This is a genomic window from Pseudomonas sp. FBCC-B545 (assembly GCF_059134095.1).
The window spans coordinates 824,121-849,902 of the sequence record NZ_CP101441.1 but is presented as its reverse complement, the minus strand read 5'-3'; the positions used below and the strand labels follow the sequence as shown (position 1 = coordinate 849,902).

Genomic DNA, 25,782 nt, shown 5'->3' with positions numbered 1-25,782 from the left:
CGCCAGTCCAGCCAAACCGCAGGATCACAGCTTGTCCAAAGTCACGCCGCCAACTCCCTTGCGCGCCGCTCATATTGCGCCGGGAGCGCCCCTGCACGGCACCTTGAAGGGCGCATTGGCGACGCTTGTCCTGTTGCTGCTCGCGTTATTGTTCTGGCAACTGCTCGACCAATTGCAGCAAAACCAGAAAAACCAGCAGCAATACACTATCGACTATAGTGCCGACCTGGCCGAGCAAATCAGCCAGAGCATGGCCCTGAGCGCGCAGATCGCCCTGAATCTGCTGCCCATCGTCGAACCACCCCGCAATGCCGAACAGCAGCAGGCCTTGATGCGCACCTTGCAGCGTTCGTTACCAGAACTACGCAGCTTCGCCCTGCTGGCGCCCAGCGGCGCGCTGATCAGTGACACCGACGGCGACAGCCGCGACAGCGCCTGGCTTGAAGAGCTGGTCAAGCGCAGCCACTCCCAGTCCTATTACCTGAGCAACGACAATGACGGCACCGTCATCTATCTGTTGCTGCACCAGCCCAGCGGTGGCTCCAAGGTGTACTGGGCATTACGCCTGGCACCCAGCTACCTGGCCGGCCTCACACGGCAGGATGCCCAGGCCCAGCGCCCGATGTGGGCGATCGAGAACCGTCTGAACCGCCGCGTGGTCAGCCGGGACAGCGGCATGCCGGCGCATTGGGCCGGCGCTCTGACCCCGGAGGAGTTGAACAAAAGCGTGCTGGTCACGCCCTTGAGCAAAAGCGACTGGCAACTGCGCGGGCTGTTCGACCGCAGCGCAGTGCTTGAACAACTGCTGCCGGCGTTTATCGGCAAATGCCTGCTGGGGCTGGCGTTCTCGCTGATACCGGTGATCGTGCTGCTGAACATGCGTCGCCGCCAGCGCCAGGTGAACGAGGGCCGACGGCGTTACCAGGACATTTTCGAAGGCACGGGCGTGGCCTTGTGCGTGCTTGACCTGTCGGGGCTCAAGACATTCTTCGACAAAACCAAAGTGCACAGCCGCGAGCAACTGCATGCCTGGTTGCAGGCCAACCCCAGCGAGCGCCAGCAACTGCTCAAGGAACTGCGGGTCACCGAGGTCAACCAGGTGGCGGTGCGCCTGTTGAACGTAAACTCATGCGAACAAGCCTGGGAACGCCTGATCGATGATTGCCCACGTAACGCCACCGCCATCGGTTACCCGGTGCTGGAAGCGGTACTGGCCCAGCAGAAACAGCTGGAGCTGGAAATCCAGCTCAACGATGTAGCCGGCAACGAGCAATACCTGTGGCTGGTGATGCGCCTGCCGGAGCAACAGGATGACTTCAAGGCGGTGATCCTCAGCATCAGCGACATCACCAGCCGCAAGCTGATCGAGCTGTCACTTGTGGAACGCGAGAGTTTCTGGTCGGACGTGGTGCGCACCGTGCCTGACCACCTGTATGTGCAGGACGTGATCAGCCAGCGCATGATTTTCAGCAACCATCACCTGGGCCACACCCTGGGCTACAACAAGGCCGAACTGCAGCAAATGGGCGAGTACTTCTGGGAAATCCTGCTGCATCCCGAAGACGCCGAGCATTACCACGACTTGCGCCAACAGCAGCGCCGGGTCGGCTATACAACGCAACTGCATTGCCAGCTGCGTTTTCGCCACCGCAATAACCAATGGCGCCGCTTCGATATCCGCGAACAAGCCCTGGCCCGAGACACGTCCGCGGTGGTCACGCGGATCATCGGCGTGGCCAAAGACATTACCGACCAGATCGAGGCCAGCGAATCCCTGCGCGACAGTGAACAGCGCTACCGCATGCTGGCCGAAAGCATCAGCGACGTAATCTGCTCCACCGACAGCCAACTGGCCCTCAACTACGTCAGCCCATCGGTCAACGCCGTGCTCGGCTATGACGTGGACTGGGTGTTCAAGAATGGCTGGCAGTCAATCATCGCCAACCCGCAACAGCTGACCGGCATCTATAGCCTGATGGAACAGGTCAGCCGCGCCCTGGGCAACCCCGAAGCCTTGAACACGCTGCGCGATGACGTCCAGACCCAACTGTTTCTGTTCGACTGCTTGCGCGCCGACGGGCGCAAAGTGCCGATCGAACTGCGCCTGGTACTGGTATGGGATGAACATGGTGCGTTTGAAGGCATTCTCGGCGTGGGCCGCGATATCAGCCAGCAACGCCGCGCCGAAAAAGACCTGCGCATGGCGGCCACGGTATTCGAGCATTCCACCTCGGCCATCCTGATCACCGACCCGGCGGGCTATATCGTGCAGGCCAACGAGGCGTTCAGCCGGGTCAGCGGCTATGCCGTGAGCGATGTGCTCGACCAACTGCCGAACATGCTCACGGTCGACGAGCAGCAGGAAGCCCATCTGCGCTATGTACTCAAACAATTGCACCAGCACAGCACCTGGGAAGGCGAAGTGTGGCTCAAGCGCCGCAATGGCGAGCATTACCCGGCCTGGGTCGGCATTACGGCGGTGTTTGACGATGAGGGCGACCTGGCCAGCTACGTCTGCTTCTTCAGCGACATCAGCGAGCGCAAGGCCAGCGAACAGCGTATCCATCGCCTGGCCTACTACGACGCCCTGACCCACCTGCCCAACCGCACACTGTTCCAGGACCGCCTGCACACTGCGTTGCAGTCGGCGGAGCGGCAGAAGTCGTGGGTGGTACTGATGTTCCTTGACCTCGACCGCTTCAAGCCGATCAACGACTCACTGGGACACGCCGCCGGCGATCGCATGCTCAAGGAAATGGCCACGCGCCTGCTCGGTTGCGTGGCCGAGGACGACACCGTGGCGCGCATGGGCGGTGATGAGTTCACCCTGCTCTTGCAGCCGCGGGTCAGCCGCGAGATGGCGTTGAACCGGGCGATTCATGTGGCCGAGCAGATTCTCGCCAGCCTGGTGAAGCCGTTTGTACTGGAAGGCCGCGAGTTCTTCGTCACCGCCAGTATCGGCATCGCCCTCAGCCCGCAAGACGGCAACGAGCTGAGCCAATTGATGAAAAACGCCGATACCGCGATGTATCACGCCAAGGAGCGCGGCAAGAACAACTTCCAGTTCTACCAGGCCGACATGAACGCCAGCGCCCTGGAACGCCTGGAACTGGAAAGCGACCTGCGCCACGCCCTGGACCAAAATGAATTCGTGCTCTATTACCAGCCGCAGTTCAGCGGCGACGGCAAACGCCTGACCGGCGCCGAAGCCCTGCTGCGCTGGCGCCATCCGCGTCGTGGCCTGGTGCCGCCGGGTGACTTCATTCCTGTGCTGGAGGAATTGGGCCTGGTGGTGGACGTGGGCGACTGGGTGATCAGCGAAGCCTGTCGCCAGCTCAAGAGCTGGCATCAGAACAAAGTGCGGGTGCCGAAAGTCTCGGTGAACATCTCGGCGCGGCAGTTCTCCGATGGCCAATTGGGCACGCGCATCGCCACCATCCTCAGGGATACCGGCTTGCCGCCGGCGTGCCTGGAACTGGAACTGACCGAAAGCATCCTGATGCGCGAAGTCAACGAAGCCATGCAGATCCTCGCCAGCCTGAAGAACCTGGGCCTGAGCATCGCGGTGGATGACTTCGGCACCGGCTACTCATCACTCAACTACCTCAAGCAGTTTCCCATCGACGTGCTGAAGATCGACCGTACATTCGTCGATGGCCTGCCCTCGGGTGAGCAGGACGCGCAGATTGCCCGGGCGATCATTGCCATGGCCCACAGCCTGAACCTGGCGGTGATTGCCGAAGGCGTGGAAACCCATGAGCAGTTGGATTTCCTGCGCGAGCATGGCTGTGATGAGGTGCAGGGTTACCTGTTCGGGCGGCCGATGCCGGCGAATCGGTTCGAGGCGCAGTTCAGCAATGATGCGCTGTTCATGTTCGACTGAGCTGCTGTTGTGAGGCTAATGGCCCCATCGTGAGCAAGCCCCCTCCCACATTTGAAGGTATTCACAGTTCAAAATGTGGGAGGGGGCTTGCTCACGATGAGGCCAGCACAGTCACCACTCATCTCCAGATGAGCCCCACTTGTCCGCGACATGATGTCCTTTCATATGCCATCCAAAACCCATTGGGTTAGAATGCCCTCCTTTTCTGCCCCCGATCCTTGAGGACCGCCATGTTCAGCCGTGATTTGACTATTGCCAAGTACGACGCCGATCTCTTCGCCGCCATGGAGCAAGAAGCCGTGCGCCAGGAAGAGCACATTGAGCTGATCGCTTCGGAAAACTACACCAGCCCTGCGGTGATGGAGGCTCAAGGTTCGGTTCTGACCAACAAGTACGCCGAAGGCTACCCAGGCAAGCGCTACTACGGTGGCTGCGAGTACGTCGACGTAGTTGAGCAGTTGGCTATCGACCGTGCCAAGCAACTGTTCGGCGCCGATTACGCCAACGTCCAGCCACACGCCGGTTCCCAAGCCAACAGCGCGGTATACCTGGCCCTGCTGCAAGGCGGCGACACCATTCTGGGCATGAGCCTGGCCCATGGCGGCCACCTCACCCACGGCGCCAGCGTTTCCTCCTCCGGCAAGCTGTACAACGCCGTCCAGTACGGTATCAATGCCGACGGCCTGATCGACTACGACGAAGTCGAGCGCCTGGCGGTTGAGCACAAGCCGAAAATGATCGTGGCCGGTTTCTCTGCCTACTCGCAGATTCTGGATTTCCCACGCTTCCGCGAAATCGCTGACAAAGTCGGCGCCTACCTGTTCGTCGACATGGCCCACGTGGCCGGCCTGGTCGCCGCTGGTGTCTACCCGAACCCGGTGCCTTACGCTGACGTGGTGACCACCACCACCCACAAGACCCTGCGCGGCCCACGTGGCGGCCTGATCCTGGCCCGCGCCAACGCCGAGATCGAGAAGAAGCTCAACTCCGCAGTATTCCCGGGCGCCCAGGGTGGTCCGCTGGAGCACGTGATCGCGGCTAAAGCAATCTGCTTCAAGGAAGCCCTGCAGCCTGAGTTCAAGACCTATCAACAGCAAGTGGTGAAGAACGCACAGGCCATGGCCAGCGTATTTATCGAGCGCGGTTTTGACGTAGTGTCCGGCGGTACTGAAAACCACCTGTTCCTGCTGTCGCTGATCAAGCAGGACATTTCCGGTAAAGATGCTGACGCTGCCCTGGGCAAAGCCTTCATCACCGTGAACAAGAACTCGGTACCGAACGACCCACGTTCGCCGTTCGTCACCTCCGGCCTGCGCTTCGGCACTCCGGCAGTGACCACTCGTGGTTTCAAGGAAGCCGAGTGCAAGGAACTGGCCGGCTGGATCTGCGACATCCTGGCAGACCTGAACAACGAAGCCGTGATCGACGCGGTACGTGAGAAGGTCAAGGCCATCTGCAAGAAGCTGCCGGTATACGGCGCTTGATTGCAATTGCTTGAATGAAAAGCCCGGCTCTTGAGCCGGGCTTTTTTATGCCGATTCCGATTTGCAATGCATTCAACTGTGGGAGGGGGCTTGCTCCCGATAGCAGTGTGTCAGTCACTTATATGTTTACTGACCCACCGCAATCGGGAGCAAGCCCCCTCCCACAGTTGATCGTATTTCAAGTCAGGATTGGTAGACGCGCTGGAAGCCTTCTCGGATCTTGTCCTCCGGCAGCTCATCGGCAATAAACACAATCACACTCTCCCGCGCCTCGCCGTCGGCCCATTCGGTGTCCCAATCGAACCCGTAGAGTTTCAGCACGCCCTGGAACACCATGCGCCGATCTTCCCCGGCAATATTCAGCACGCCCTTGTAGCGCAGCAGTTGCTTGCCGTGGTCTTCCAGCAACTCGTTCATGAACTCGCTGAGACGATCGATATCCAGCGGCTGCTCGGTGCGCAGCACCAGGCTGGAAATACGGTCGACCGATGGCGCCGCGCTGACCGGGCGCAGGCTCATGCCGGCATTGAGGTTGAAGCCGCGCACATCCAGCAACTCGGCCAAGTCAATCTGGCCGTGATCGACCACACGAATTGGCGCACGACGGTTGATGCGGGTCAGGCGCTGGCTCAGGGCGTCGAATGTGGCGTCGTCCACCAGGTCGCGCTTGCTCACCAGCAGGCGGTCGGCAAAGCCGATCTGGGCCTGGGCGATGGTTTGGGTCAGGTGATGCTCGGCGTGGGCCGCGTCCACCAGGGTAATGATGCCATCGAGGATATAGCGCTCGCGCAGTTCTTCGTCGATGAAAAAGGTCTGGGCGACAGGGGCTGGATCCGCCAGGCCCGTACACTCGATCACCAACCGGTCGAAAGCGATTTCGCCACTGTCCAGGCGCTCGAGCAGCAGGTACAGGGCCTTGGTCAGGTCGGTGTGGATGGTGCAGCACACGCAGCCGTTGGACAGGGTCATGACTTGTACCGGCTCTGCGCCCAACAGCTGGGTGTCGATGCCGGCGTCGCTGAACTCGTTTTCGATCACGGCGATTTTCAAGCCGTGCTCGGCCTTGAGCAGGTGGCGCAGCAAGGTGGTCTTGCCGGCACCGAGGAAGCCGCTGAGGATGGTGACAGGGATGGGAGAGGACAAAATTACCTCCTGATAACTGAATAAACACAAAACAAATGTGGGAGGGGGCTTGCCCCCGATATCGGTGTGTCAGGCACTTATAGGTCACTGACACAAAGCTATCGGGGGCAAGCCCCCTCCCACAGTAGATCCACCGCCAGCCCGAATTAACGGGTCAGCAGCACTTGGGCCCACCCTTGCCGCCGTAACGGGCCTCCTGGCGTTCCCGGAAGAACGCCTTGTAGTCCATCACCGGCTTGTCCGGGTGCTTGGTTTGCATATGCTCGACGTAGGTGTCGTAGTCGGGCATGCCGACCATCAGGCGCGCGGCCTGACCGAGGTATTTACCGAGGCGACTGATGTCATTGAACATGTTTGCAATCCTCGTTTACGCGTCCGGTACAGCCTGGAACGGGGCTTCTTTATCCGTACGCTCTTTGTTGCCCCAGGCGGCGACGCCAACCTTGAGCGCATAGAACAGGATGCTGAACACCACGAACAGGAACAGCGCCGTCAGCGTTGCGTTGGTATAGGCGTTCCAGATCACGTGCTGCATCTGGTCGATGTTCTTGGCCGGGGCCAGGATCTGGCCATTAGCCAAGGCATCGCTGTATTTCTTCGCAAGCGACAGGAAGCCGATGGCCGGGTTGGCGTCGAACAGCTTGATGAAGCCTGCGGTGGTGGTGCAGATCAGCAGCCAGACCGCCGGCAGCATGGTTACCCAGATGTAGCGCTGGCGCTTCATTTTGATCAGCACAACGGTGGCCAGCATCAGCGCGATACCCGCCAGCATCTGGTTGGAGATACCGAACAGCGGCCACAAGGTGTTGATGCCGCCCAGCGGGTCGATCACGCCTTGGTACAGCAGGTATCCCCACATCGCCACGCAGCCTGCGGTAGCAATCAGGTTGGCAGTCCACGACTCCGTGCGTTTCAGCGCGGGCACGAACGAACCCAGCAGGTCCTGCAGCATGAAGCGACCGGCACGGGTACCGGCATCGACTGCCGTGAGGATGAACAGCGCTTCGAACAGGATCGCAAAGTGGTACCAGAACGCCATGGTGTTTTCACCTGGCAGCACACTGTGCAGGATCTGCGCGATACCGACCGCCAGTGTCGGTGCACCGCCGGCACGGGCCAGGATGGTGGTTTCACCGATATCGTGGGCGACGGCTGACAGCGCCTCAGGGGTAATTGCAAAGCCCCAGCTGCTGACGGTTTGCGCCACGGTCACCACGTCGGTGCCGACGATTGCAGCCGGGCTGTTCATGGCGAAGTACACGCCTGGCTCGATCACCGAAGCGGCAACCATCGCCATGATGGCTACGAACGACTCCATCAGCATGCCACCGTAGCCGATGTAACGGGCGTGGCTTTCACTGGCCAGCAACTTGGGCGTGGTGCCCGAGGAGATCAGCGCATGGAAGCCCGAGACCGCGCCACAGGCAATGGTAATGAACAGGAACGGGAACAGGCCGCCCTTCCACACCGGACCGGTGCCGTCGATGAACTGGGTCAGTGCTGGCATTTTCAGGTCGGGCATGGTGACCAGGATGCCAATCGCCAGGGCGATGATGGTGCCGATTTTCAGGAAGGTCGACAGGTAGTCACGGGGCGCCAGGATCAGCCAGACCGGCAGCACGGCGGCAACGAAGCCGTAGCCGATCAACATCCAGGTGATCTGGATGCCGGTGAAGGTAAAGGCCTTGGCCCAGACCGGGTCGGCGGCAATCTGCCCGCCCAGCCAGATCGAACCGAGCAGCAACAGCACACCGATGATCGAGATTTCACCGATGCGGCCCGGGCGGATGTAGCGCATGTAGATGCCCATGAACATCGCGATCGGGATGGTCGCCATCACCGTGAAGATGCCCCATGGGCTCTCGGCCAGGGCCTTGACCACGATCAGCGCCAGCACCGCGAGGATGATGATCATGATCAGGAAGCAGCCGAACAGCGCGATAGTCCCGGGAATGCGCCCCATCTCTTCGCGGACCATGTCGCCCAGGGAGCGACCGTTGCGGCGGGTGGACAGGAACAGGATCATGAAGTCCTGCACCGCACCGGCCAGTACCACCCCGGCAATCAGCCACAGGGTGCCGGGCAGGTAGCCCATTTGCGCCGCCAGTACCGGGCCGACCAAGGGGCCCGCGCCGGCAATCGCCGCAAAGTGGTGACCGAACAGGATGTGTTTGTTGGTCGGCACATAGTCCAGACCATCATTGTTGACCACTGCGGGGGTGGCCCGCCGTGGATCGAGTTGCATCACGTTATTGGCGATGAACAGACTGTAGTAACGGTACGCAACCAGGTAAATGGCCACGGCAGCGACCACGATCCACAAGGCGTTGATCGCCTCGCCGCGGCGCAAGGCCACTACGCCCAGGGCGCACGCTCCTACGATTGCCAGCACCAGCCAGGGTAAGTGGCGTAGCAGGCTATTATTATTTTTCATTTTTATATTCCAGCCAGGGTGGACAGAAAGGACAGCCATCCGGAGTTTAGCGCTACTGGCATCAAAGACCAGCCCCCTACGTTGGTCTAGAGCCTTGCCATGGCCAAAAAAAGCGGAAATAAACGCTGGAGGGTGGCGCAGGGCTACACTGCTCCTATCCAAAGAGGGCCTCACCATGATCGAGCAAGCGCCTGACCGCCGCAATTTTCGCCGGATAGCTTTTGACGCCAAGACCGAACTTCGGCAAAACGGATGGGAATTGCCGGTTAAGTTGGTAGATCTCTCGTTAAAGGGCCTGCTGATAGAGCGCCCCGAGGGCTGGAAGGGAAATAAAGCGCTGCCGTTCGACGTCGACATACGTCTGGATCCGAAGGCACATATCAAGATGCAGGTACGGTTGACCCATGAAGATCCCGGGCAACTGGGCTTCGTGTGCCAATACATCGATCTGGATTCGATCAGCCATTTACGGCGGCTGGTTGAGTTGAATCTGGGGGATGAGGATGAGCTACACAGAGAGCTGGCGGCATTGCTGGAAATCTAGAAGCCAACAGAGCTCTGAATTTGGGAGGGGGCAAGCCCCCTCCCACATTGGTTTTGCGGTGTCGCTTGCTACTCGAACAGTGCATCCAACGCCTGCTCCAGGCGTGTCACCCCAATCACCTGCAAGCCCTGTGGCATTTCCTTCGGCGCATTACCCTTGGGCACAATCGCACGCTTGAAGCCATGCTTGGCTGCCTCCTTCAATCTCTCCTGCCCGCTGGGCACCGGGCGCACTTCACCCGACAAGCCCACTTCACCGAACACCAGCAGGTCGTGAGGCAACGGCCGATTGCGCAGGCTGGACATCACCGCCGCCATCAGCGCCAGGTCGGAGGCGGTCTCCAGCACCTTGACCCCGCCGACCACGTTGAGGAACACGTCCTGGTCGTGGGTCGGGATACCGCCGTGGCGGTGCAATACCGCCAGCAACATCGCCAAACGGTTCTGGTCCAGGCCGAGCGTGACCCTTCGCGGGTTGGCCAGATGGCTGTCATCCACCAGCGCCTGGACTTCCACCAGCATTGGCCGGGTGCCCTCCCACGTGGCCATCACCACACTGCCCGGGACTTCTTCTTGGGCGCGGGTCAGAAAAATCGCCGATGGATTGGAGACCTCTTTCAGCCCTCGGTCGGTCATGGCGAACACACCCAGCTCGTTCACCGCGCCAAAACGGTTCTTCACCGCCCGCAGCAAGCGCAGGCGACCATCGGATTCACCTTCGAAATACAGCACGGTGTCGACCATGTGCTCTAACACCCTTGGCCCGGCCAACGCGCCTTCCTTGGTCACATGCCCCACCAGGAAGATCGCCGTGCCACTCTGCTTGGCATAGCGCACCAGCAGTGCCGCACTTTCCCGCACCTGGGACACGCCACCCGGTGCCGATTGTAATTGCTCGGTAAAAATCGTCTGGATCGAGTCGATCACCATGACCTTGGGCTTTTCGATCCGCGCCGTGGCAATGATGCTTTCGATGCAGGTTTCGGTCATGACCCGCAGCTGGTCCTGGGGCAAGCCCAGGCGCCGGGCGCGCATGGCCACTTGTTGCTGGGACTCTTCGCCCGTGACATACAGCGCCGGCATGCGGCTGGCGATGCTGCACAGGGTCTGCAAGAGGATGGTCGACTTGCCGATGCCTGGGTCACCACCAATCAGCACCACCGAACCGTCCACCAGGCCACCGCCGAGTACGCGATCCAGCTCACCGGAGGCGGTGGAGAAACGCGGGATCTCTTCGACACTGACCTCGGCCAGGGTCTTGATCTGCGCCTGTTGGCCGGTCCAGCCGGCGCGGCCAGTAGGCGCTGCTGCCCCGCCGCTCTCGATCATGGTTTCAGTCAGGGTGTTCCACGCACCACACTCGGAGCACTGGCCTGCCCATTTGGGAAAGGTCGCGCCGCACTCTGTGCAGCCGTACATGCGCTTGGCCTTTGCCATGTGAGAACCTCCAACCGAAAAACCGCGATGATAGCTCAGCGCGACGCCGGGGTCCGGATTTCACCGTTAGCCAAACGTGAAGCGCTGTTGCCGATGGGGTCTTCGGCGTTCAAGTCGGCGCCTTTGGCTTGCAGCTCGCCCAGCAGTTCAATGCGCTTGAATAGCCCGGCGTACATGGCGGCAGTCTGCCCCGCACCGTTGCGTTGATCGGGGTTGCAGTCGGTTGCCAGCAGACGCTGGGCAATTTTCAGCTCGCCTTTGAAGATGGCGCCCATCAACGCCGTGTTGCCGCGCTTGTCTTGCACACAGGCGTCGGCCCCCGCGTCGAGCAAACGTTCTACATACGGGCCTTGGCCGTGATAAGCGGCGAGGATCAGCGCGGTGTAGCCTTTATCGTCCTGGGTGTTGAGGCCGTAGCCAGACTCGATGAAGGTGTTGAGCATGTCGAGGTCACCACGGCGGGCAGCATCGAAATAGTAATCCTGTAACTGCGCCTTGAGCGCCATCGGGTCGGTGGATTCGGCATGGGCGACAAAGGCCAGCATGGCCATCAGCAAACCGATAGAGATACGCATAGGGTTTTCTCCTGCAAAGGGTCAGCGCCCCATCAGGGCGCCGACCACAACCAACGGATCAGTCGGTCAGTTTTTCAGCCAGCGCCTTCACGCGAGCCAGGTCACCCTTGGCGACCTTGGCCACGCCGGTGCCGTATTCCGGATCAGCCTTGTAGAGGAACGACAGGATGATGTGCTTGCTCTCGTCATCGGTGGTGGCCAACGAGCCGCCGAAGTTGTCGATCAAGTCCTGACGCTCTTTCTTGGAGTAGGACCGGTAAAGGTCACCGGCCTGCTTGAAGTTCTGCTCACGCTGGATCTTCGCCTGCTGGGTGTTGCCCGACAGCGCAGACTGGCTGTAGCGCGCGGTCTGCGGCTCGTCCCGTGGCAACAGACGACTTGGCTGGTAGTTCACGCCGGTGGTGGTCTTGCCGAAGTTCATCGCGCCGTCCTGGTTGCCGTTGTTGACGGCCACCCGTGGGGCGTTGATCGGCAATTGCAGGGCGTTCGCCCCCAGGCGGTACATCTGCGTATCGGCATAGGAAAATACCCGGCCTTGCAGCAGGCGATCTTCCGACGGCTCGATGCCGGGTACCAGGTTGGCCGGGGCCATGGCGACTTGCTCGGTTTCCTGGAAGAAGTTGGCCGGGTTGCGGTTCAGCACCATTTGCCCGACTTTACGCTGCGGTACATCCGGCCAGATCTTGGTGGCGTCCAGTGGGTCGAAATCAAACTTGGCCAAGTCCTCGGGCTTGAGGACTTGTACATATAAGTCCCACTTGGGGAAATCGCCCTTGTTGATATGAGTGACCAAGTCATTGGTCATATGGCTGTAGTCACGGCCCTGCACTTGGGTGACTTGCTTGGGATCAAGGTTCTTGATGCCTTGCAGGCTCTTCCAGTGGAACTTGACGTAGTGCACTTCGCCCTTGGCGTTAATCAACTTGTAGGCATGCACGCCATTGCCGTCCATTTCGCGGTAACTGGCTGGCGTGCCCGAGTCCGAATACAACTCGGTCAGTGTACGAGTGGACTCTGGAACATGGGAGAAGAAGTCGAAACGACGCGAGTCATCATCCAGGTTAGTGCGTGGGTCCGGCTTGAAGGCGTGGACCATGTCCGGGAACTTGATGGCGTCACGGATGAAGAAGGTCGGGAAGTTATTGCCCACCAAGTCCCAATTACCGTCGGCGGTATAGAACTTGGTGGCGAAGCCACGGGGGTCACGCAGGGTTTCCGGGGAATGGTTACCGTGGACCACCGCCGAAAAGCGCACGAACACCGGCGTGGTTTCCCCGGCGGCGAATACCTTGGCCTTGGTCAGGTCGCTGAGGTCGTCAGTCACGGTAAACGTGCCATGGGCGCCGGTACCACGGGCATGAACCACGCGCTCAGGAATGCGCTCGCGGTCGAAGCGTTGCAGTTTCTGTATCAGTTGTACGTCCTGCAACAACACTGGGCCGTTAGCGCCGGCGGTTTGCGAGTTCTGGTTGTCACCGACGGCGGCGCCGTTATCGCGGGTCAGGTTGGCGGCTTGCACAGAAAGGGAAAGCAGGCTGGCGGTCACCAGTGCCAGCGCGTGGCGCGCGGACACGGGCCTGCGGCTGAGTGAAGTATTCATCGAGATTTCCTCTGGTTTTTTCAGTGCACATTCGTTGTGCTTGCCAGAGGCTAGTGACCCGCGAGTCAGAAGATAAATAGAAAAACACCACAGGCCCGATTAAGAAAATAATCTGGTAACTCGCTGAAATGACGGGTAATTCGCGCGCGACTGGTGGCACTTTGCAAACTATTTGCGATTTAATGTGTCGATTAAAATCGACAGTGTTAACAGTTGTGTCGAGCAAGCCTTGACCGACTGAATTACACTGACCTCCACCCTTTTCAACTGTAACAAGGAATAACCTATGGGCGTGATCAGTGAATTCAAGGCCTTCGCGGTCAAAGGTAATGTGGTCGACATGGCCGTCGGTATTATCATCGGCGCCGCCTTCGGCAAAATTGTTTCCTCGTTTGTAGGCGACGTGATCATGCCGCCTATCGGCCTGCTGATCGGGGGTGTGGACTTTGGCGACCTGGCCATAACGCTCAAGGCCGCACAAGGTGATGTACCGGCTGTGGTCCTGGCCTATGGCAAATTCATCCAGAGCATCATCGACTTTGTGATCGTCGCTTTTGCGATTTTCATGGGGGTAAAGGCCATCAACCGCCTGAAGCGAGAAGAGGCCGTAGCCCCGAGCTTGCCACCGACGCCGAGCAAGGAAGAAGTGCTGCTGGGCGAGATTCGCGACCTGCTCAAGGCACAGAATGACAAGCCACTGTAACCAGCGGCTGCAGAAAGAAGGCGCCTCGTAGGGCGCCTTTTTTCTACCAGTAGTTTTCTACTGCAACCTGGCCCGGACGTCGACTCAGGCTCAATTGCATGTCCCGTTGCTTGAGCAACTGGCGGGTGTCATCGACCATCTGCGGGTTGCCGCAAATCAGTACGCGCGAGTGCTCCGCCGTCAGCTCGACGCCAGCCGCACGCTCCAACTCACCGTTTTCTATCAAGGCCGTGATGCGCCCGTTCAACGCACCCGGGTGCTGTTCACGGGTGACGATGGGGATGTAGACGAACTTATGGGCGTATTCGGCAAGATACTCACGTGTCCCCAGCTCCTTGATCAGCGACTGGTACGCTAATTCCTTGGCCTCCCGGGCGCTGTACACGAGGATGATGCGCTCGAATTTCTCCCAGGCCTCGAAGTCCTGCAGGATCGACAGGAACGGTGCCACGCCGGTACCGGTACCCAGCAGCCACAGGTCACGCCCATCCACGAAGCGGCTCAGAGTTAGGAAACCCGTGGCTTGGCGTTCCACCAGCAAGGTATCGCCTACCTGCAGGCGGCTCAATTCACTGGTGAACTCGCCGCCTGGGACGACAATGGAAAAGAAATCGAGGTACTCGTCGAACGGCGACGACACCACGGAATAGGCGCGCCATACCGTGCTGCCATCTGCCTTGGTTACGCCCAGGCGCACGAACTGGCCCGCAGTAAAACGAAAACCGGGGTCGCGGGTGGTGCGCAGGGTGAAGAGGCTGGGGGTCAGCGATTGCACGTCGAGCAAGGTCTGGCGGGTAAATTTCTCAGCACTGGCCGTCATGGGGGGCTCCGTTTTGCACAGGCGCCTAGTGTCCCTCAAAGCAGGCCGCGCAAACACCGTTGATTTGTACTGGCATTGCCCAGAACGCCAAACCCTGGACAGTCTGCCGCGTAACGAAATGCGCCGAGGGAGCGACGGGGGCCCACCTGAACGCAAACTAACTATTTTGCTATTAATCGATTGCCAACCTACTACCGTCGAGCACATCGCATTGCAGATGCCATGAGTCTGACACCATTTATAAGCCCTTATATCTAATAAAAAACCACCTTCCTGCCGGGTGGGGCTTATACAAAAACCGCTACACCGTACAAGATGAAACAACTGTTAGATTTGACTGCATATAACATCTTTTTCACATGCATTCGCAGGCAGTGTCCTACACTCATTTCCGTTAAACGCCGGGATCAGGACGTACCCACGTAACACAGCAAATAATGGAGATTCACCATGGAAAACTGGCGCACTACTCGACTCCCCAAACTGGAAGGGGAAAGCGAGATCACCACTGTCTTTGAGATGGTGCTTAACCATACCTATGAACTAGGCTTCCAATACTGCTCATTCACGATGGGCTGCCAATCAAATAGTCCCCAAGCAAAGCCCGTTCAGATAAACAACTATCCAAACGAATGGAACAAACTTTATCAACGAGCGCATTACTTCGAAGTGGATCCAATTGTGGCCCACTGCAAGCGCTGCGTATTGCCTATCGTCTGGGAGGAAAAGGCATTCGAAACCGCACCTGAATTGTGGTCGATGGCCCAATCGTACGGCGTGCATTTAGCCTGGACACAACCGGTGCATGACTTCCAGGGCGTCTACAGCATGCTGACCTTGGGCCGCAGTACTGGCGAAATCACCCCGCAGGAATTATATGAAAAGGCAGGGCAGGCCTTGTGGCTATGTCATGCGCTACACGCGGTGGTAGCGCAAAAATATGCCGATAACTCCGACGTGCATTCTCCGAGCAAACTGACCCCGCGGGAAACGGAAATCCTCAAATGGTCAGCCATGGGCAAGACCGCCTCGGATATCGCCACCATCCTCTGCCTTTCGGAGCGCACGGTAGGTTTTCACATCAGCAGTACGTTCAAGAAACTGGGGGTCAACAACAAGATCGCTGCCGTACTCAGTGCCTCCAAAGCGGGTCTGTTTTAGTGTTTTAGCTGACGCAAGAAACACTGCATGCCATCGGGTTCAAAAAAAAGTAACATTTGTGGTCAATTCTGAGTGTTGACGCAGCCCTTGCAGGTATTGCTTCGCGGTTCACTCAGACGGCCCGCCGATTACCCAGAGCCTCCCCTGCCATGCCCCTGCTCGACAGCCCCTTCGCCCAGCTCGATCTGATTCGCCAGCCAGAGCAGCATAATGATCCGCTGCAAGCCTTCGATGCCGCCGACGAGTACCTGCTGAGCTACCTTGCCGAACAACAGCCCCCTGCTGCCACCCGCGTGTTGATCCTCAATGACAGCTTCGGCGCCCTGGCAGCCAGCCTTGACGGCCAGGTGCAGGTGACCTCCAGCGGTGACTCATTCCTCGCCGCACAGGGGCTGGAGAAAAACCTCGTGCGCAACGGCAAGGCCTTTGATGCAGTGAAGTTTACGCCGGCCAGCCAGGTCGCGACCGGGCCGTTCGATCGCGTGTTGCTCCGTGTCCCAAAAACCCTGGCGCTGCTGGAGGAACAACTGATCCGCCTGCAGGGGCAATTGGCGCCTGGCGCACAAGTGATCGCCGCAGCTATGGTCAAGCATCTGCCACGGGCCGCAGGCGAGTTGCTGGAGCGTTACATCGGGCCGATGCACGCCTCATTGGCGGTAAAAAAGGCACGGTTGCTGATCGCCACCGCTGCCGAACGCCCCGTGGCGGTCTCGCCCTACCCGACCCGCTACACCCTGGACACACCAGCCATCGAGTTGCTCAACCACGCCAATGTGTTCTGCCGCGAAGGCCTGGACATCGGCACCCGCGCCTTCCTGCCCCACCTGCCCAAAGACCTCGGCAGTGCCCGCGTGGCGGACCTGGGCTGCGGCAATGGCGTGCTGGCGATTGCCAGTGCCCTGCAAAACCCCGACGCCCACTACACCCTGGTAGATGAGTCCTACATGGCCGTGCAGTCCGCCGCTGAAAACTGGCAATCCGCTTTGGGTGGGCGTGAGGTCATAGTACGCGCCGATGACGGCCTGGCCGGCCAGGAGGCGCAATCGCTGGACGTGGTGCTGTGCAACCCGCCGTTCCACCAGCAACAGGTTGTCGGTGACTTCCTCGCCTGGCGTATGTTCCAGCAGGCACGAGAGGCCCTGGTCGTCGGCGGCGCCCTGTATATCGTCGGTAACCGTCACCTGGGCTACCACAGCAAGCTGGCGCGGTTGTTCCGCGGTGTCGAGCAAGTGGCGGCCACGCCGAAGTTCGTGATTCTCAAGGCACGCAAATAAAAAAGCCCTGCCCTTCCAAAAGAAAAGCAGGGCTTGCCCCTCAAGTCAGCAGGCAGCGGGCTGCAAAGCCCGGATGGGGATGTCAGTGGGTGGTCAGGCCGGCGGCATTCATGAACATGCGCATCAGGCTGGCCACAATGAACAGGGCCACCACGCTGGTGGTCCAGATCATCGCCAGCCAACCCAGGCGCCGCCATAACGGCTGCTTCTCGGCCTGTTCAATCTCGTGCAACGTAGGTTTGCCGGGCATGTTTCGACCCTCCTAGTGATAGCCGTCTTCATGGGTGACCTTGCCGCGGAACACGTAGTAGCTCCAGAAGGTGTAGCCCAGGATGAACGGGATGATGAACAACGTGCCCACCAGCATGAAGCCCTGGCTTTGCGGCGGCGCGGCGGCATCCCAGATCGACACGGACGGCGGGATGATATTCGGCCACAGGCTGATACCCAGCCCGCTGTAGCCGAGGAAGATCAACACCAGCGTCAACAGGAACGGCGTGTAGTGCGCATGGCGGGCCACGGCGCGGAACAACCCGTACATGGTCACCAGCACCAGGATCGGCACTGGCAGGAACCAGAACAGGTTCGGCAGGGTAAACCAGCGCGAGGCGATTTCCGGGTGGGTCAGCGGCGTCCAGATACTGACGATACCGATCACCGCCAACACCACGAAAGCCAACGGCCGCGCCAGGTTATGCATCTGCTCCTGCAACTTGCCTTCGGTCTTCATGATCAGCCAGGTGCAGCCGAGCAAGGCATAGGCCACGATCAACGCCACGCCACAGAACATCGTGAAGGGTGTGAGCCAGTCCAGTGAGCCACCGGCAAACTGGCGGTTGACCACCGGGATGCCGTCGATGAAGGCGCCCAGCGCTACGCCCTGGAAAAAGGTCGCCGCCAGCGAGCCGCCAATAAACGCCTTGTCCCACAAGTGGCGCTTGTGGTCCTTGGCCTTGAAGCGGAACTCGAAGGCCACGCCACGGAAGATCAACCCGATCAGCATCAGGATCAACGGCAGGTACAACGCCGACAACACCACCGAATACGCCAGCGGGAACGCGCCAAACAACGCCGCGCCGCCGAGTACCAACCATGTTTCGTTACCGTCCCAAACTGGGGCCACGGTGTTCATCATGACGTCGCGATCGACCTTGCCCGGGATAAACGGGAAAAGGATGCCGATACCCAGGTCGAAGCCGTCCATGACCACGTACATCATGATGCCGAAGATGATGATCACGGCCCAGATCAGCGGAAGATCAATACCCATCTCAATTCCCCTTGTGCTGGATGTGGTCGTGGTCGTTATCGCTGCCATCGTCGGCGGCGGACAGCGGCCGCGCCGGGGTGCGTTTCTGGCCAGGGCCACCGTGGGTGGGTTCGCTGCCTTCGTGAGTCTGAGGCCCTTTGCGCACCAGGCGCATCATGTAGCCCAGGCCCGCGCCGAACAGCGCGAAGTACACCACCACGAACAACACCAGGGTGATGGTCATTTGCGCCAGGCTATGCCCGGACGAGGCATCCGCCGTGCGCATCAACCCATAGACCACCCATGGTTGGCGCCCGATTTCAGTGGTGAACCAACCGGCGAGAATCGCGATCAACCCGGACGGGCCCATCCACAACGCCAGGTACAGGAACGGCTTGGACGTATACATCTTGTCGCCCCGGCGCAGCCAGAGGCTGAACAAACCGGTGAAGATCATCAAAAAGCCCAGGCCGACCATGACCCGGAATGACCAGAACACGACCGTCGAGTTCGGACGGTCCTCAGGCGGGAACTCCTTGAGCGCCGGCACCTGCTTGTCCAGGGAGTGGGTCAGGATCAGGCTGCCGAGGTAGGGAATCTCGACCGCGTATTTGGTTTTCTCGGCTTTCATGTCCGGCCAGCCGAACAGGATCAGTGGTGTCGGCTCGTTGCCGATGTTTTCCCAATGGCCTTCAATCGCGGCGATTTTTGCCGGTTGATGCTTGAGGGTATTGAGACCATGGAAGTCGCCGATCACCGCCTGGATCGGCGCGACGATCAAGGCCATCCACATGGCCATCGACAGCATTTTGCGGACCGCCGGGTTGTCCTTGCCGCGCAGCAGATGCCAGGCCGCCGAGGAGCCGACGAAGAACGCCGTAGCCACAAAGGCCGCCGTGGCCATGTGCATCAGGCGATAGGGGAATGAAGGGTTGAAGATCACCGCCAGCCAATCGGTGGGAATCACGCGGCCATCGATGATTTCAAAGCCCTGGGGCGTCTGCATCCAGCTGTTGGATGCCAGAATCCAGAACGTGGAAATCAACGTACCGACCGCCACCATTACCGTGGAGAAAAAGTGCAGCTTGCGCCCCACCTTGTTCCAGCCGAACAGCATCACACCGAGGAAACCGGCCTCAAGGAAGAAGGCCGTCAACACTTCATATGTCAGCAACGGCCCGGTAATGCTGCCGGCGAAGTCCGAGAAGCGGCTCCAGTTGGTGCCGAACTGATAGGCCATGACCAGGCCCGAGACCACCCCCATGCCGAAGTTGACCGCGAAGATCTTCGACCAGAAATGGTAGAGGTCACGGTAGGTGTCGTTATGGGTCTTGAGCCACAAGCCTTCCAGCACCGCAAGGTAACTGGCCAGGCCAATGGTGATCGCCGGGAACAGGATGTGGAATGAGATGGTGAACGCGAATTGAATTCGGGCGAGATCTAGCGCCTCCAAACCGAACATAAGTCTTCCTCTGTCAGGTAATACCGGCTGCTGGCTGGGAGCCTGCAACCACTGCCCCCACGGATATGGAGTGCGGCGAATTTCAATTCGTTTCTTTTTTTACCCATCTCGCAGGGAATCTGGTCTTGCGACCGCCAGAACAATCCCGGGGCAGGTTTTGATCTGGATCAAGCATTGCTCAAAAGAGTAGTCTCATTTTCGCGATCAGACTGTGTGGTCTTTTGCCGCGTGACAGCTTGCCTCAGTCCTGTTCTCGCAACTATTTGTTACAGCTTGGTGCTAATCTCGCCATTCCCACAACCTGACCTGAGTTCCCGATGCCCAGTGAACCCGCGTTATTGTTACGTCACCACCGCCCTTTCATCGCGTTCTGGCTGGCGCGCATCTTTACTGCCAGCGGCTTCCAGATGCTCACCGTGGCTATCGGCTGGAACCTCTACCAACTGACCGGCAATGTGCTGGACCTGGGCTTGGTGGGTCTGGTGGAATTCGTACCGCGTGTGCTGTTCATGCTGCACACCGGGCATGTGGCTGATCGCTATGAGCGACGCAAAGTCGCCGCTATCTGCCAGACCCTGCAGGCGCTGATTGCCTTGTCCCTGGCCATCGGCGGCCTGACCGGCAACGTGACCCGCGAGATGATCTTTATTCTCGCGTTCCTGCTCGGCGCGGCGCGTTCGTTTGAAATGCCCACCACCCAGGCTCTGCTGCCAAGTATCGTGCCGAGCGCCCTGTTCCCGCGGGCCGTGGCCTCCTCGCAATCGGCCCAGCAATTGGCGACCATCGTCGCCCCGGCCCTTGGCGGTTTGCTCTATGCGTTTGGCAGTGTGTGGGTGTACGGCCCGACCGTGGCGCTGTACCTGATCGCCTGCGTGCTGACCCTGAACCTGCCCGCCCGCCAGACCCCGCTGAACAAAGGCAAGGCCACCCTGGATTCGTTGCTGGCCGGCATTCGCTTTATCCGCAGCCGCCCGGACATCCTCGGCGCTATCTCCCTCGACTTGTTCGCCGTGCTGCTGGGTGGCGCCACCGCGCTGTTGCCGGTGTTCGCCAAGGACATCTTGTTGACCGGCGCCTGGGGCCTGGGCCTGCTGCGTTCGGCACCGGCGGTGGGGGCGTTGTTGATGTCGTTGTGGTTGGCGCGGTTCTCGGTGGATCGCCAGGTCGGCCGCGTGATGTTTACCGCCGTCGGCGTATTTGGCGTGGCAACCATCGCCTTCGGTCTGTCGACCTCGTTCTGGTTCTCCCTGGCAGTGTTGGTGGTACTCGGCGCGGCGGACATGATCAGCATGGTGATCCGCGCGTCGTTCGTGCAGCTGGAAACGCCGGATGAAATGCGCGGGCGGGTCAGTGCGGTCAATGGCCTGTTTATCGGCGCATCAAATCAGTTGGGCGAATTCGAATCCGGGATTACTGCTCATTGGTTCGGCACTGTGCCGGCGGTGGTCATGGGTGGTATCGGCACGCTGGTGGTGACTGGGGTGTGGATCAAGCTGTTTCCGACATTGGCTAATCGGGACCGTATGCATGTGCCGGTGGAAGAGCCCATTCAAAAAGCTACCGCATAGCTAATGTGGGAGGGGGCTTGCCCCCGATAGCGGAGTGTCAGGCGACGATGCTGTGACTGACCTGACGCCATCGGGGGCAAGCCCCCTCCCACATGGGTGATGAGGTGTTTTTTTAAAGCACCTTGTCCAGGGTGATCGGAAACTCCCGTACTCGCTTGCCGGTGGCGTGGTAAATCGCATTCGCCACCGCCGCCGCCACCCCGACGATCCCGATCTCTCCCACCCCCTTGGACCCCAGGGCATTGACGATCTCGTCATGCTCTTCGACAAACACCACGTCAATCTCGCCGATATCGGCATTCACCGGGATGTGATACTCGGCCAGGCTGTGGTTCATGTAGCGCCCCAGTTGGTGATCGACCTGGGTCTCTTCATGCAGGGCCATGCCGATGCCCCATACCACGCCGCCGAGTATCTGGCTGCGGGCCATCTTCGGGTTGACCACGCGCCCGGCGGCAATCGCGCTGACGACACGGCTGACCTTGATAGTGCCCAGGTCCTCATCCACCCGCACCTCGACGAATACCGCAGAGTGGGTGGCGGTGGCATAACCCTCGCGCTTCTTGTCGGGCTCACTGTCGACCTGCACCTCCAGGACGTCCTCACCACTGTCCTTGACGAGCTGGGCCAACGCTACACTCACGTCACCGGCATGCAGCTTGCCGTCCTCGAACCTTACGGATTCGGCATCCTTGAACACCGGATAAGTCTGCCGGGCGATTTTCAGCAATTTGGCGTTCAGTGCTTCGCACGCTTGCTGCACAGCGGTGCCGACGGAGGACACGGTAAACGAACCGCCCTGCAGCGGCGCCGTGGGTAGGGAGGAATCACCCAACAGGAAATTGATATCGGCCAGCGCCACGCCACTGGCCTGTGCCGCGATCTGGGTCATCACTGTGTAGGTGCCCGTGCCAATATCCGTGGTAGCGCTGCTGACCGTGAGCTTGCCATCGGCGTCGATGCGCGCCTTGGCGCTGGCCTTCATCTGCATGGCTTCCCACACGCCGCCGGCCATGCCCCAGCCGATCAACTGGCGGCCGTCGCGCATGCTACGCGGTTCCGGGTTGCGCTGGCTCCAGCCGAAGCGATCGGCGCCCTCGCTGTAACACTCGCGCAGAGCCTTGCTTGACCAGGGCTTGTCTTCGTTCTGGTTGCGCTCGGCGTAGTTGATCAGGCGCAGTTGCACCGGATCGATAGCCAGGGCGCAGGCCAGTTCATCCATGGCGCATTCCAGGCCGATCACGCCCAAGGCGGCGCCGGGTGCGCGCATGTCCAAGGGCGTGAACACATCCAGCGGTGCCAACTTGTAGGTCAGTTGCACGTTGTCGCAGTGATAGAGCATGCCGCTCCACTCCACTACGTGCTCGCTGAAATCCTCGAAGCGCGACGTCTGGCCAATTGCGGTATGGCCCAGAGCCAGCAATCGGCCGTTGGCAGCGGCACCCATTTGCAAACGCTGCAAGGTGCGCGGGCGATAACCGAAAGTGAACATTTGCTGGCGGGTCAGGGTGACGCGCACTGAACGCTTGAGCGCCAGGGATGCCATGACGGCCAGTGGCAATTGGTATTGCGGGCGCAGGCCTGAACCAAAGGCGCCGCCGACGAACGCAGCGAAAATGCGCACCTGGGTTTTATCCAGGCCAAAGACTTTTTGCACATAGGCCTGGCAGTTCTGCGGGCCCTGGGTCTTGTCGTGGATATGCAAAGTGCCGTCCGGCTGATACAGCACAGTGCTGGCGTGGGGCTCCATCGGGTTGTGGTGCTCGATGGGGGTGCTGTAGTGCAAATCGAGGCTGACCGCGGCGCCCGCCCATTCGGCCTGGAAGTTGCCGCGTGGCTTGGGCGGCGTCTGTGGCGAAGGGTGGGCCTGCTCCTGTTGGGTGAGCAAATCCGTCTCGAAGCTATCGCGTTCGTATTCGATCTGCACCAGTGAGCCGGCATGCCGCGCCAGCTCCAGGTTATCGGCGATCACCAGGGCCAGGGGTTGGCCGCTGTAGAGCACACGATCGTTGTAGAGCGGGCGAAACGGCGAGCCATCAGCGGCATCGGCGTCGGCGAAGGCATCGTCGTAGCTGGCGATCTTCGGTCGATTGAGGTGATGGATCACCGCCACCACGCCCGGCAACGCCAGGGCCTTGGCAGTATCAATGCTGACGACCCGGCCCTTGGCGATCGTGCTGGAGACTACGCTGCCATGCAGCAGGCCATCTTCAGGAAACTCACCGGCATAACGCGCTTGTCCGGTGACTTTAAGCAGGCCGTCGACACGGTCCAGGGGTTTACCGATGGCACTCATGGCTGTTCTCCTGCGACCGCTGCATCGCTCAGGGCACGAATGATTGCGCGACGCGCCAGCTTGATCTTGAAGCCGTTGTGTTCCAGCGCCTCGGCATCTTGCAATAGGGCGTCGGCGGCGTTGCTGAAGGTTTCGCGGCTGACGACCTGGCCGATCAATGAAGCTTCTACCGCACGGTCACGCCAGGGTTTGTGCGCCACGCCGCCCAGCGCCAGGCGCGCATCGATGATCGTCTCGCCATCAAGCTCAAGGGCTGCGGCGACGGACATCAAGGCAAAGGCGTAGGACGCCCGGTCGCGGATTTTCAGGTAATGGCTGTGCCGGGCCAGATGGTCGGCGGGCAACTCGATGGCGGTGATCAATTCGTCGTCGGCCAACTGGTTATCGCGCTGCGGCGCATCACCGGGCAGGCGGTGGAAGTCGGCAAACTCGATGACTCGCGCACCGCCGCGCCCCTCGACATGTACCCGCGCCTCCAGCGCCGCCAGCGCCACGCACATGTCCGAAGGATGGGTGGCCACGCAGTGCTCGCTGGCGCCGAGGATCGCATGGATGCGATTCAAACCGCTGCGTGCCGGGCAGCCGCTGCCGGGCTCGCGCTTGTTGCACGGCACCGTCGCGTCATAGAAGTAGTAGCAACGGGTGCGCTGCAACAGGTTGCCGCCGGTACTGGCCATGTTGCGCAGCTGCGGCGAAGCTCCGGCCAGGATCGCCTGGGACAGCAACGGGTAGCGCTGTTCGATCAGCGGATGCCAGGCCAGGTCGGCATTGCTCACCAGCGCGCCGATACGCACACCGCCCTCGGCAGTTTCTTCAATCCCATGCAGTGGCAGGCCAGTGATATCGATCAGGTGCTCGGGGCGGCTGATGTTTTCTTTCATCAAGTCCAACAGGTTGGTGCCGCCGGCAATGAAGCGCGATACCGCACTGCTCAACTGCACGGCTTCGTGCACATCTGCAGGTTTGCTGTACTGGAAAGGGTTCATTGCTCACCTCCCGTGGTGCGGCACGCTGGCAGCGCCTCTTCGATGGCATCACGGATATTGGTGTAGGCGCCGCAACGGCACAGGTTGCCGCTCATCAGCTCCTGGATCTGGGCACTATCGTGTGCGCGGCCTTCATTGGCCAGGCCCACGGCGGAACAGATCTGGCCGGGGGTGCAATAGCCGCACTGGAAGGCATCGTGCTTGATAAAGGCTTGCTGCATGGGGTGCAGCTGGTCGCCTTCGGCCAAGCCTTCGATGGTGGTCAGCTCGGCGCCATCGCACATCACGGCGAGGGTCAGGCAGGCGTTCACGCGCTTGCCATCACGCAATACCGTGCAGGCGCCACATTGGCCGTGGTCGCAGCCTTTTTTGCTGCCGACCAGGTCCAGTTGTTCGCGCAACAGGTCCAGCAAGGTGGTCCAGGGCAGCACGTCCAATTGGCGATCCTGGCCATTGAGGGTCAATCGAATCGAGTGGGCGACGAACGGTTGGGCCGCCGCGCCATTAGGGGTCGCGCTCATAAAACACCTCACGGGTTGGTGTACATCCGCGGCGTTCAGGAAAGTCGCCGTCTTAGGGGTACGACTTCCCGGGGTTTTGAGCGTTCAAGATGATTGATCAGCGGATATTGAGCTGGGCTTTCAAGGTGTTTTGCGGCGGGTTGATCGAGGTGTTGGTGAACTCGAACCAGCCCTGGGCCTGCACATTCAGGTCGAATACATAGATGTAGCCCATCAACGTGCCCACGCCGTTGCACGCCTCACTGATGTTGCCGACCTGGCATACCGCCGTGCGTTGCCCGTTCAACTCTGCGCCGTTGAAGCGCCCCATCGGGCTGTTGCCCAGGCCGACTTCCATCACCGAGACCTTGGTGGGCCCGCGGTGCTCGCACATCTGGGTGGTGTTGACCCGTTCCGGGATCGCTTCGCTGCACTTGGCCGATTCCACCTTGAACACCCGCACCTCGCTCAAGGCCGGTGCAGCCGCGCCCCACGCCGGTGCTGCACCCAGCCACAGGCTGATACTGGCGATCAGAGCTAGACTCCACGCGTTGGCTTTTTTCATGCTGGCAATGACCCGGTATTGAACGTCGGCGCAGTATGCCTCAAGGCCATGCGCCACACAGCCTCGGCTGCTGGTATGATGCGCCGCTTTTTCCGATCC

The 25,782-nt window shown here is 60.2% G+C and carries 21 protein-coding genes; 7 read left to right on the top strand and 14 right to left on the bottom strand.

The features are described from left to right. The first annotated feature begins 31 nt into the window (after positions 1 to 31). Positions 32 to 3,883 (top strand): sensor domain-containing protein, encoded by a 3,852-nt coding sequence (locus NMB39_RS03995; protein ID WP_494339615.1) that lies wholly within the window; start codon positions 32 to 34, stop codon positions 3,881 to 3,883. Between the two features lie 230 nt (positions 3,884 to 4,113). Next, on the top strand, positions 4,114 to 5,367 hold the full coding sequence (gene glyA, locus NMB39_RS03990) for a serine hydroxymethyltransferase (RefSeq protein ID WP_057024514.1): 1,254 nt from the start codon (positions 4,114 to 4,116) through the stop codon (positions 5,365 to 5,367). Between the two features lie 183 nt (positions 5,368 to 5,550). Here the strand turns inward: glyA and yjiA are convergent, their stop codons facing one another. The 3 genes from yjiA to NMB39_RS03975 all read right to left on the bottom strand — a co-directional run bounded on the left by yjiA (position 5,551) and on the right by NMB39_RS03975 (position 8,944). Beyond that, positions 5,551 to 6,510 (bottom strand): GTPase, encoded by a 960-nt coding sequence (yjiA, locus tag NMB39_RS03985; RefSeq protein ID WP_057024513.1) that lies wholly within the window; start codon positions 6,508 to 6,510, stop codon positions 5,551 to 5,553. Between the two features lie 154 nt (positions 6,511 to 6,664). Continuing rightward, positions 6,665 to 6,862 (bottom strand): YbdD/YjiX family protein, encoded by a 198-nt coding sequence (locus NMB39_RS03980; protein ID WP_003194308.1) that lies wholly within the window; start codon positions 6,860 to 6,862, stop codon positions 6,665 to 6,667. 15 nt (positions 6,863 to 6,877) lie between these two features. Further along, positions 6,878 to 8,944 carry a carbon starvation CstA family protein gene (locus NMB39_RS03975; protein WP_057024512.1) on the bottom strand — a complete coding sequence of 689 codons (2,067 nt, stop codon included), beginning with the start codon at positions 8,942 to 8,944 and terminating at the stop codon, positions 6,878 to 6,880. Between the two features lie 175 nt (positions 8,945 to 9,119). Between NMB39_RS03975 and NMB39_RS03970 the strand changes: the two genes are divergently transcribed. Next, positions 9,120 to 9,488 (top strand): PilZ domain-containing protein, encoded by a 369-nt coding sequence (locus NMB39_RS03970; RefSeq protein WP_046069597.1) that lies wholly within the window; start codon positions 9,120 to 9,122, stop codon positions 9,486 to 9,488. A 68-nt stretch (positions 9,489 to 9,556) separates the two neighbouring features. On the opposite strand, the gene radA is transcribed toward NMB39_RS03970, so the two are convergent. The 3 genes from radA to katB are packed head-to-tail and all read right to left on the bottom strand — an operon-like array spanning position 9,557 to position 13,099. Beyond that, positions 9,557 to 10,924 (bottom strand): DNA repair protein RadA, encoded by a 1,368-nt coding sequence (radA, locus tag NMB39_RS03965; protein ID WP_046069598.1) that lies wholly within the window; start codon positions 10,922 to 10,924, stop codon positions 9,557 to 9,559. A gap of 35 nt (positions 10,925 to 10,959) precedes the next feature. Then, complete coding sequence (locus tag NMB39_RS03960) at positions 10,960 to 11,499, bottom strand: ankyrin repeat domain-containing protein (RefSeq protein ID WP_057024511.1); 540 nt, start codon at positions 11,497 to 11,499, stop codon at positions 10,960 to 10,962. A gap of 58 nt (positions 11,500 to 11,557) precedes the next feature. Then, entirely contained in the window at positions 11,558 to 13,099 is a 1,542-nt protein-coding gene (gene katB / locus NMB39_RS03955) for a catalase KatB (RefSeq protein WP_494339616.1), read from the bottom strand. Positions 13,100 to 13,385: 286 nt separating this feature from the next. Here katB and mscL point away from each other — a divergent pair, with 286 nt between their 5' ends. Beyond that, entirely contained in the window at positions 13,386 to 13,802 is a 417-nt protein-coding gene (mscL, locus tag NMB39_RS03950; RefSeq protein WP_057012810.1) for a large-conductance mechanosensitive channel protein MscL, read from the top strand. A gap of 43 nt (positions 13,803 to 13,845) precedes the next feature. On the opposite strand, the gene NMB39_RS03945 is transcribed toward mscL, so the two are convergent. After that, positions 13,846 to 14,622: a ferredoxin--NADP reductase gene (locus tag NMB39_RS03945; protein WP_494339617.1), complete on the bottom strand. Its 777-nt coding sequence runs from the start codon at positions 14,620 to 14,622 to the stop codon at positions 13,846 to 13,848. A 450-nt stretch (positions 14,623 to 15,072) separates the two neighbouring features. Here NMB39_RS03945 and NMB39_RS03940 point away from each other — a divergent pair, with 450 nt between their 5' ends. Both NMB39_RS03940 and NMB39_RS03935 read left to right on the top strand, forming a co-directional pair. Next, positions 15,073 to 15,783: a LuxR family transcriptional regulator gene (locus NMB39_RS03940; RefSeq protein ID WP_198719115.1), complete on the top strand. Its 711-nt coding sequence runs from the start codon at positions 15,073 to 15,075 to the stop codon at positions 15,781 to 15,783. Positions 15,784 to 15,932: 149 nt separating this feature from the next. Next, positions 15,933 to 17,057, top strand: coding sequence for a methyltransferase (locus NMB39_RS03935; protein ID WP_057024507.1), 1,125 nt, complete (start codon positions 15,933 to 15,935; stop codon positions 17,055 to 17,057). Positions 17,058 to 17,139: 82 nt separating this feature from the next. Here the strand turns inward: NMB39_RS03935 and NMB39_RS03930 are convergent, their stop codons facing one another. From NMB39_RS03930 to NMB39_RS03920, 3 genes are read right to left on the bottom strand one after another with little or no spacing between them, the layout of a single operon-like run. Continuing rightward, a complete protein-coding gene (locus NMB39_RS03930) occupies positions 17,140 to 17,307 on the bottom strand; it encodes a DUF2474 domain-containing protein (protein ID WP_494339618.1) in 168 nt (55 codons plus the stop codon). A 12-nt stretch (positions 17,308 to 17,319) separates the two neighbouring features. Beyond that, positions 17,320 to 18,327, bottom strand: coding sequence for a cytochrome d ubiquinol oxidase subunit II (gene cydB, locus NMB39_RS03925; RefSeq protein ID WP_057012814.1), 1,008 nt, complete (start codon positions 18,325 to 18,327; stop codon positions 17,320 to 17,322). 1 nt (position 18,328) lies between these two features. After that, entirely contained in the window at positions 18,329 to 19,768 is a 1,440-nt protein-coding gene (locus tag NMB39_RS03920) for a cytochrome ubiquinol oxidase subunit I (RefSeq protein ID WP_057024506.1), read from the bottom strand. 317 nt (positions 19,769 to 20,085) lie between these two features. Between NMB39_RS03920 and NMB39_RS03915 the strand changes: the two genes are divergently transcribed. Continuing rightward, complete coding sequence (locus NMB39_RS03915) at positions 20,086 to 21,336, top strand: MFS transporter (RefSeq protein WP_057024505.1); 1,251 nt, start codon at positions 20,086 to 20,088, stop codon at positions 21,334 to 21,336. Between the two features lie 112 nt (positions 21,337 to 21,448). Here NMB39_RS03915 and NMB39_RS03910 read toward each other — a convergent pair whose 3' ends face one another. The 4 genes from NMB39_RS03910 to NMB39_RS03895 form a co-directional block, all read right to left on the bottom strand. Beyond that, complete coding sequence (locus NMB39_RS03910) at positions 21,449 to 23,632, bottom strand: xanthine dehydrogenase family protein molybdopterin-binding subunit (RefSeq protein WP_057024504.1); 2,184 nt, start codon at positions 23,630 to 23,632, stop codon at positions 21,449 to 21,451. Beyond that, positions 23,629 to 24,618, bottom strand: a complete 990-nt coding sequence (locus NMB39_RS03905) for an FAD binding domain-containing protein (RefSeq protein WP_494339619.1) — start codon at positions 24,616 to 24,618, stop codon at positions 23,629 to 23,631. Before NMB39_RS03905 ends, NMB39_RS03910 begins: the two co-directional genes overlap by 4 nt. After that, positions 24,615 to 25,139, bottom strand: coding sequence for a (2Fe-2S)-binding protein (locus tag NMB39_RS03900; RefSeq protein ID WP_043048475.1), 525 nt, complete (start codon positions 25,137 to 25,139; stop codon positions 24,615 to 24,617). Before NMB39_RS03900 ends, NMB39_RS03905 begins: the two co-directional genes overlap by 4 nt. Before the next feature lie 97 nt (positions 25,140 to 25,236). Further along, positions 25,237 to 25,683 (bottom strand): DUF4879 domain-containing protein, encoded by a 447-nt coding sequence (locus NMB39_RS03895; RefSeq protein ID WP_056845809.1) that lies wholly within the window; start codon positions 25,681 to 25,683, stop codon positions 25,237 to 25,239. Between the last annotated feature and the right edge of the window lie 99 nt (positions 25,684 to 25,782).

Excerpts from the sequence above, each read along its gene's own strand:
- glyA (WP_057024514.1), top strand. The coding sequence starts at position 4,114 with ATGTTCAGCCGTGATTTGACTATTGCCAAGTACGACGCCGATCTCTTC.
- NMB39_RS03980 (WP_003194308.1), bottom strand. The coding sequence starts at position 6,862 with ATGTTCAATGACATCAGTCGCCTCGGTAAATACCTCGGTCAGGCCGCG.
- NMB39_RS03975 (WP_057024512.1), bottom strand. The coding sequence starts at position 8,944 with ATGAAAAATAATAATAGCCTGCTACGCCACTTACCCTGGCTGGTGCTG.
- NMB39_RS03970 (WP_046069597.1), top strand. The coding sequence starts at position 9,120 with ATGATCGAGCAAGCGCCTGACCGCCGCAATTTTCGCCGGATAGCTTTT.
- radA (WP_046069598.1), bottom strand. The coding sequence starts at position 10,924 with ATGGCAAAGGCCAAGCGCATGTACGGCTGCACAGAGTGCGGCGCGACC.
- NMB39_RS03960 (WP_057024511.1), bottom strand. The coding sequence starts at position 11,499 with ATGCGTATCTCTATCGGTTTGCTGATGGCCATGCTGGCCTTTGTCGCC.
- katB (WP_494339616.1), bottom strand. The coding sequence starts at position 13,099 with ATGAATACTTCACTCAGCCGCAGGCCCGTGTCCGCGCGCCACGCGCTG.
- mscL (WP_057012810.1), top strand. The coding sequence starts at position 13,386 with ATGGGCGTGATCAGTGAATTCAAGGCCTTCGCGGTCAAAGGTAATGTG.
- NMB39_RS03945 (WP_494339617.1), bottom strand. The coding sequence starts at position 14,622 with ATGACGGCCAGTGCTGAGAAATTTACCCGCCAGACCTTGCTCGACGTG.
- NMB39_RS03940 (WP_198719115.1), top strand. The coding sequence starts at position 15,073 with ATGGAAAACTGGCGCACTACTCGACTCCCCAAACTGGAAGGGGAAAGC.
- NMB39_RS03935 (WP_057024507.1), top strand. The coding sequence starts at position 15,933 with ATGCCCCTGCTCGACAGCCCCTTCGCCCAGCTCGATCTGATTCGCCAG.
- NMB39_RS03930 (WP_494339618.1), bottom strand. The coding sequence starts at position 17,307 with ATGCCCGGCAAACCTACGTTGCACGAGATTGAACAGGCCGAGAAGCAG.
- cydB (WP_057012814.1), bottom strand. The coding sequence starts at position 18,327 with ATGGGTATTGATCTTCCGCTGATCTGGGCCGTGATCATCATCTTCGGC.
- NMB39_RS03920 (WP_057024506.1), bottom strand. The coding sequence starts at position 19,768 with ATGTTCGGTTTGGAGGCGCTAGATCTCGCCCGAATTCAATTCGCGTTC.
- NMB39_RS03915 (WP_057024505.1), top strand. The coding sequence starts at position 20,086 with ATGCCCAGTGAACCCGCGTTATTGTTACGTCACCACCGCCCTTTCATC.
- NMB39_RS03910 (WP_057024504.1), bottom strand. The coding sequence starts at position 23,632 with ATGAGTGCCATCGGTAAACCCCTGGACCGTGTCGACGGCCTGCTTAAA.
- NMB39_RS03905 (WP_494339619.1), bottom strand. The coding sequence starts at position 24,618 with ATGAACCCTTTCCAGTACAGCAAACCTGCAGATGTGCACGAAGCCGTG.
- NMB39_RS03900 (WP_043048475.1), bottom strand. The coding sequence starts at position 25,139 with ATGAGCGCGACCCCTAATGGCGCGGCGGCCCAACCGTTCGTCGCCCAC.
- NMB39_RS03895 (WP_056845809.1), bottom strand. The coding sequence starts at position 25,683 with ATGAAAAAAGCCAACGCGTGGAGTCTAGCTCTGATCGCCAGTATCAGC.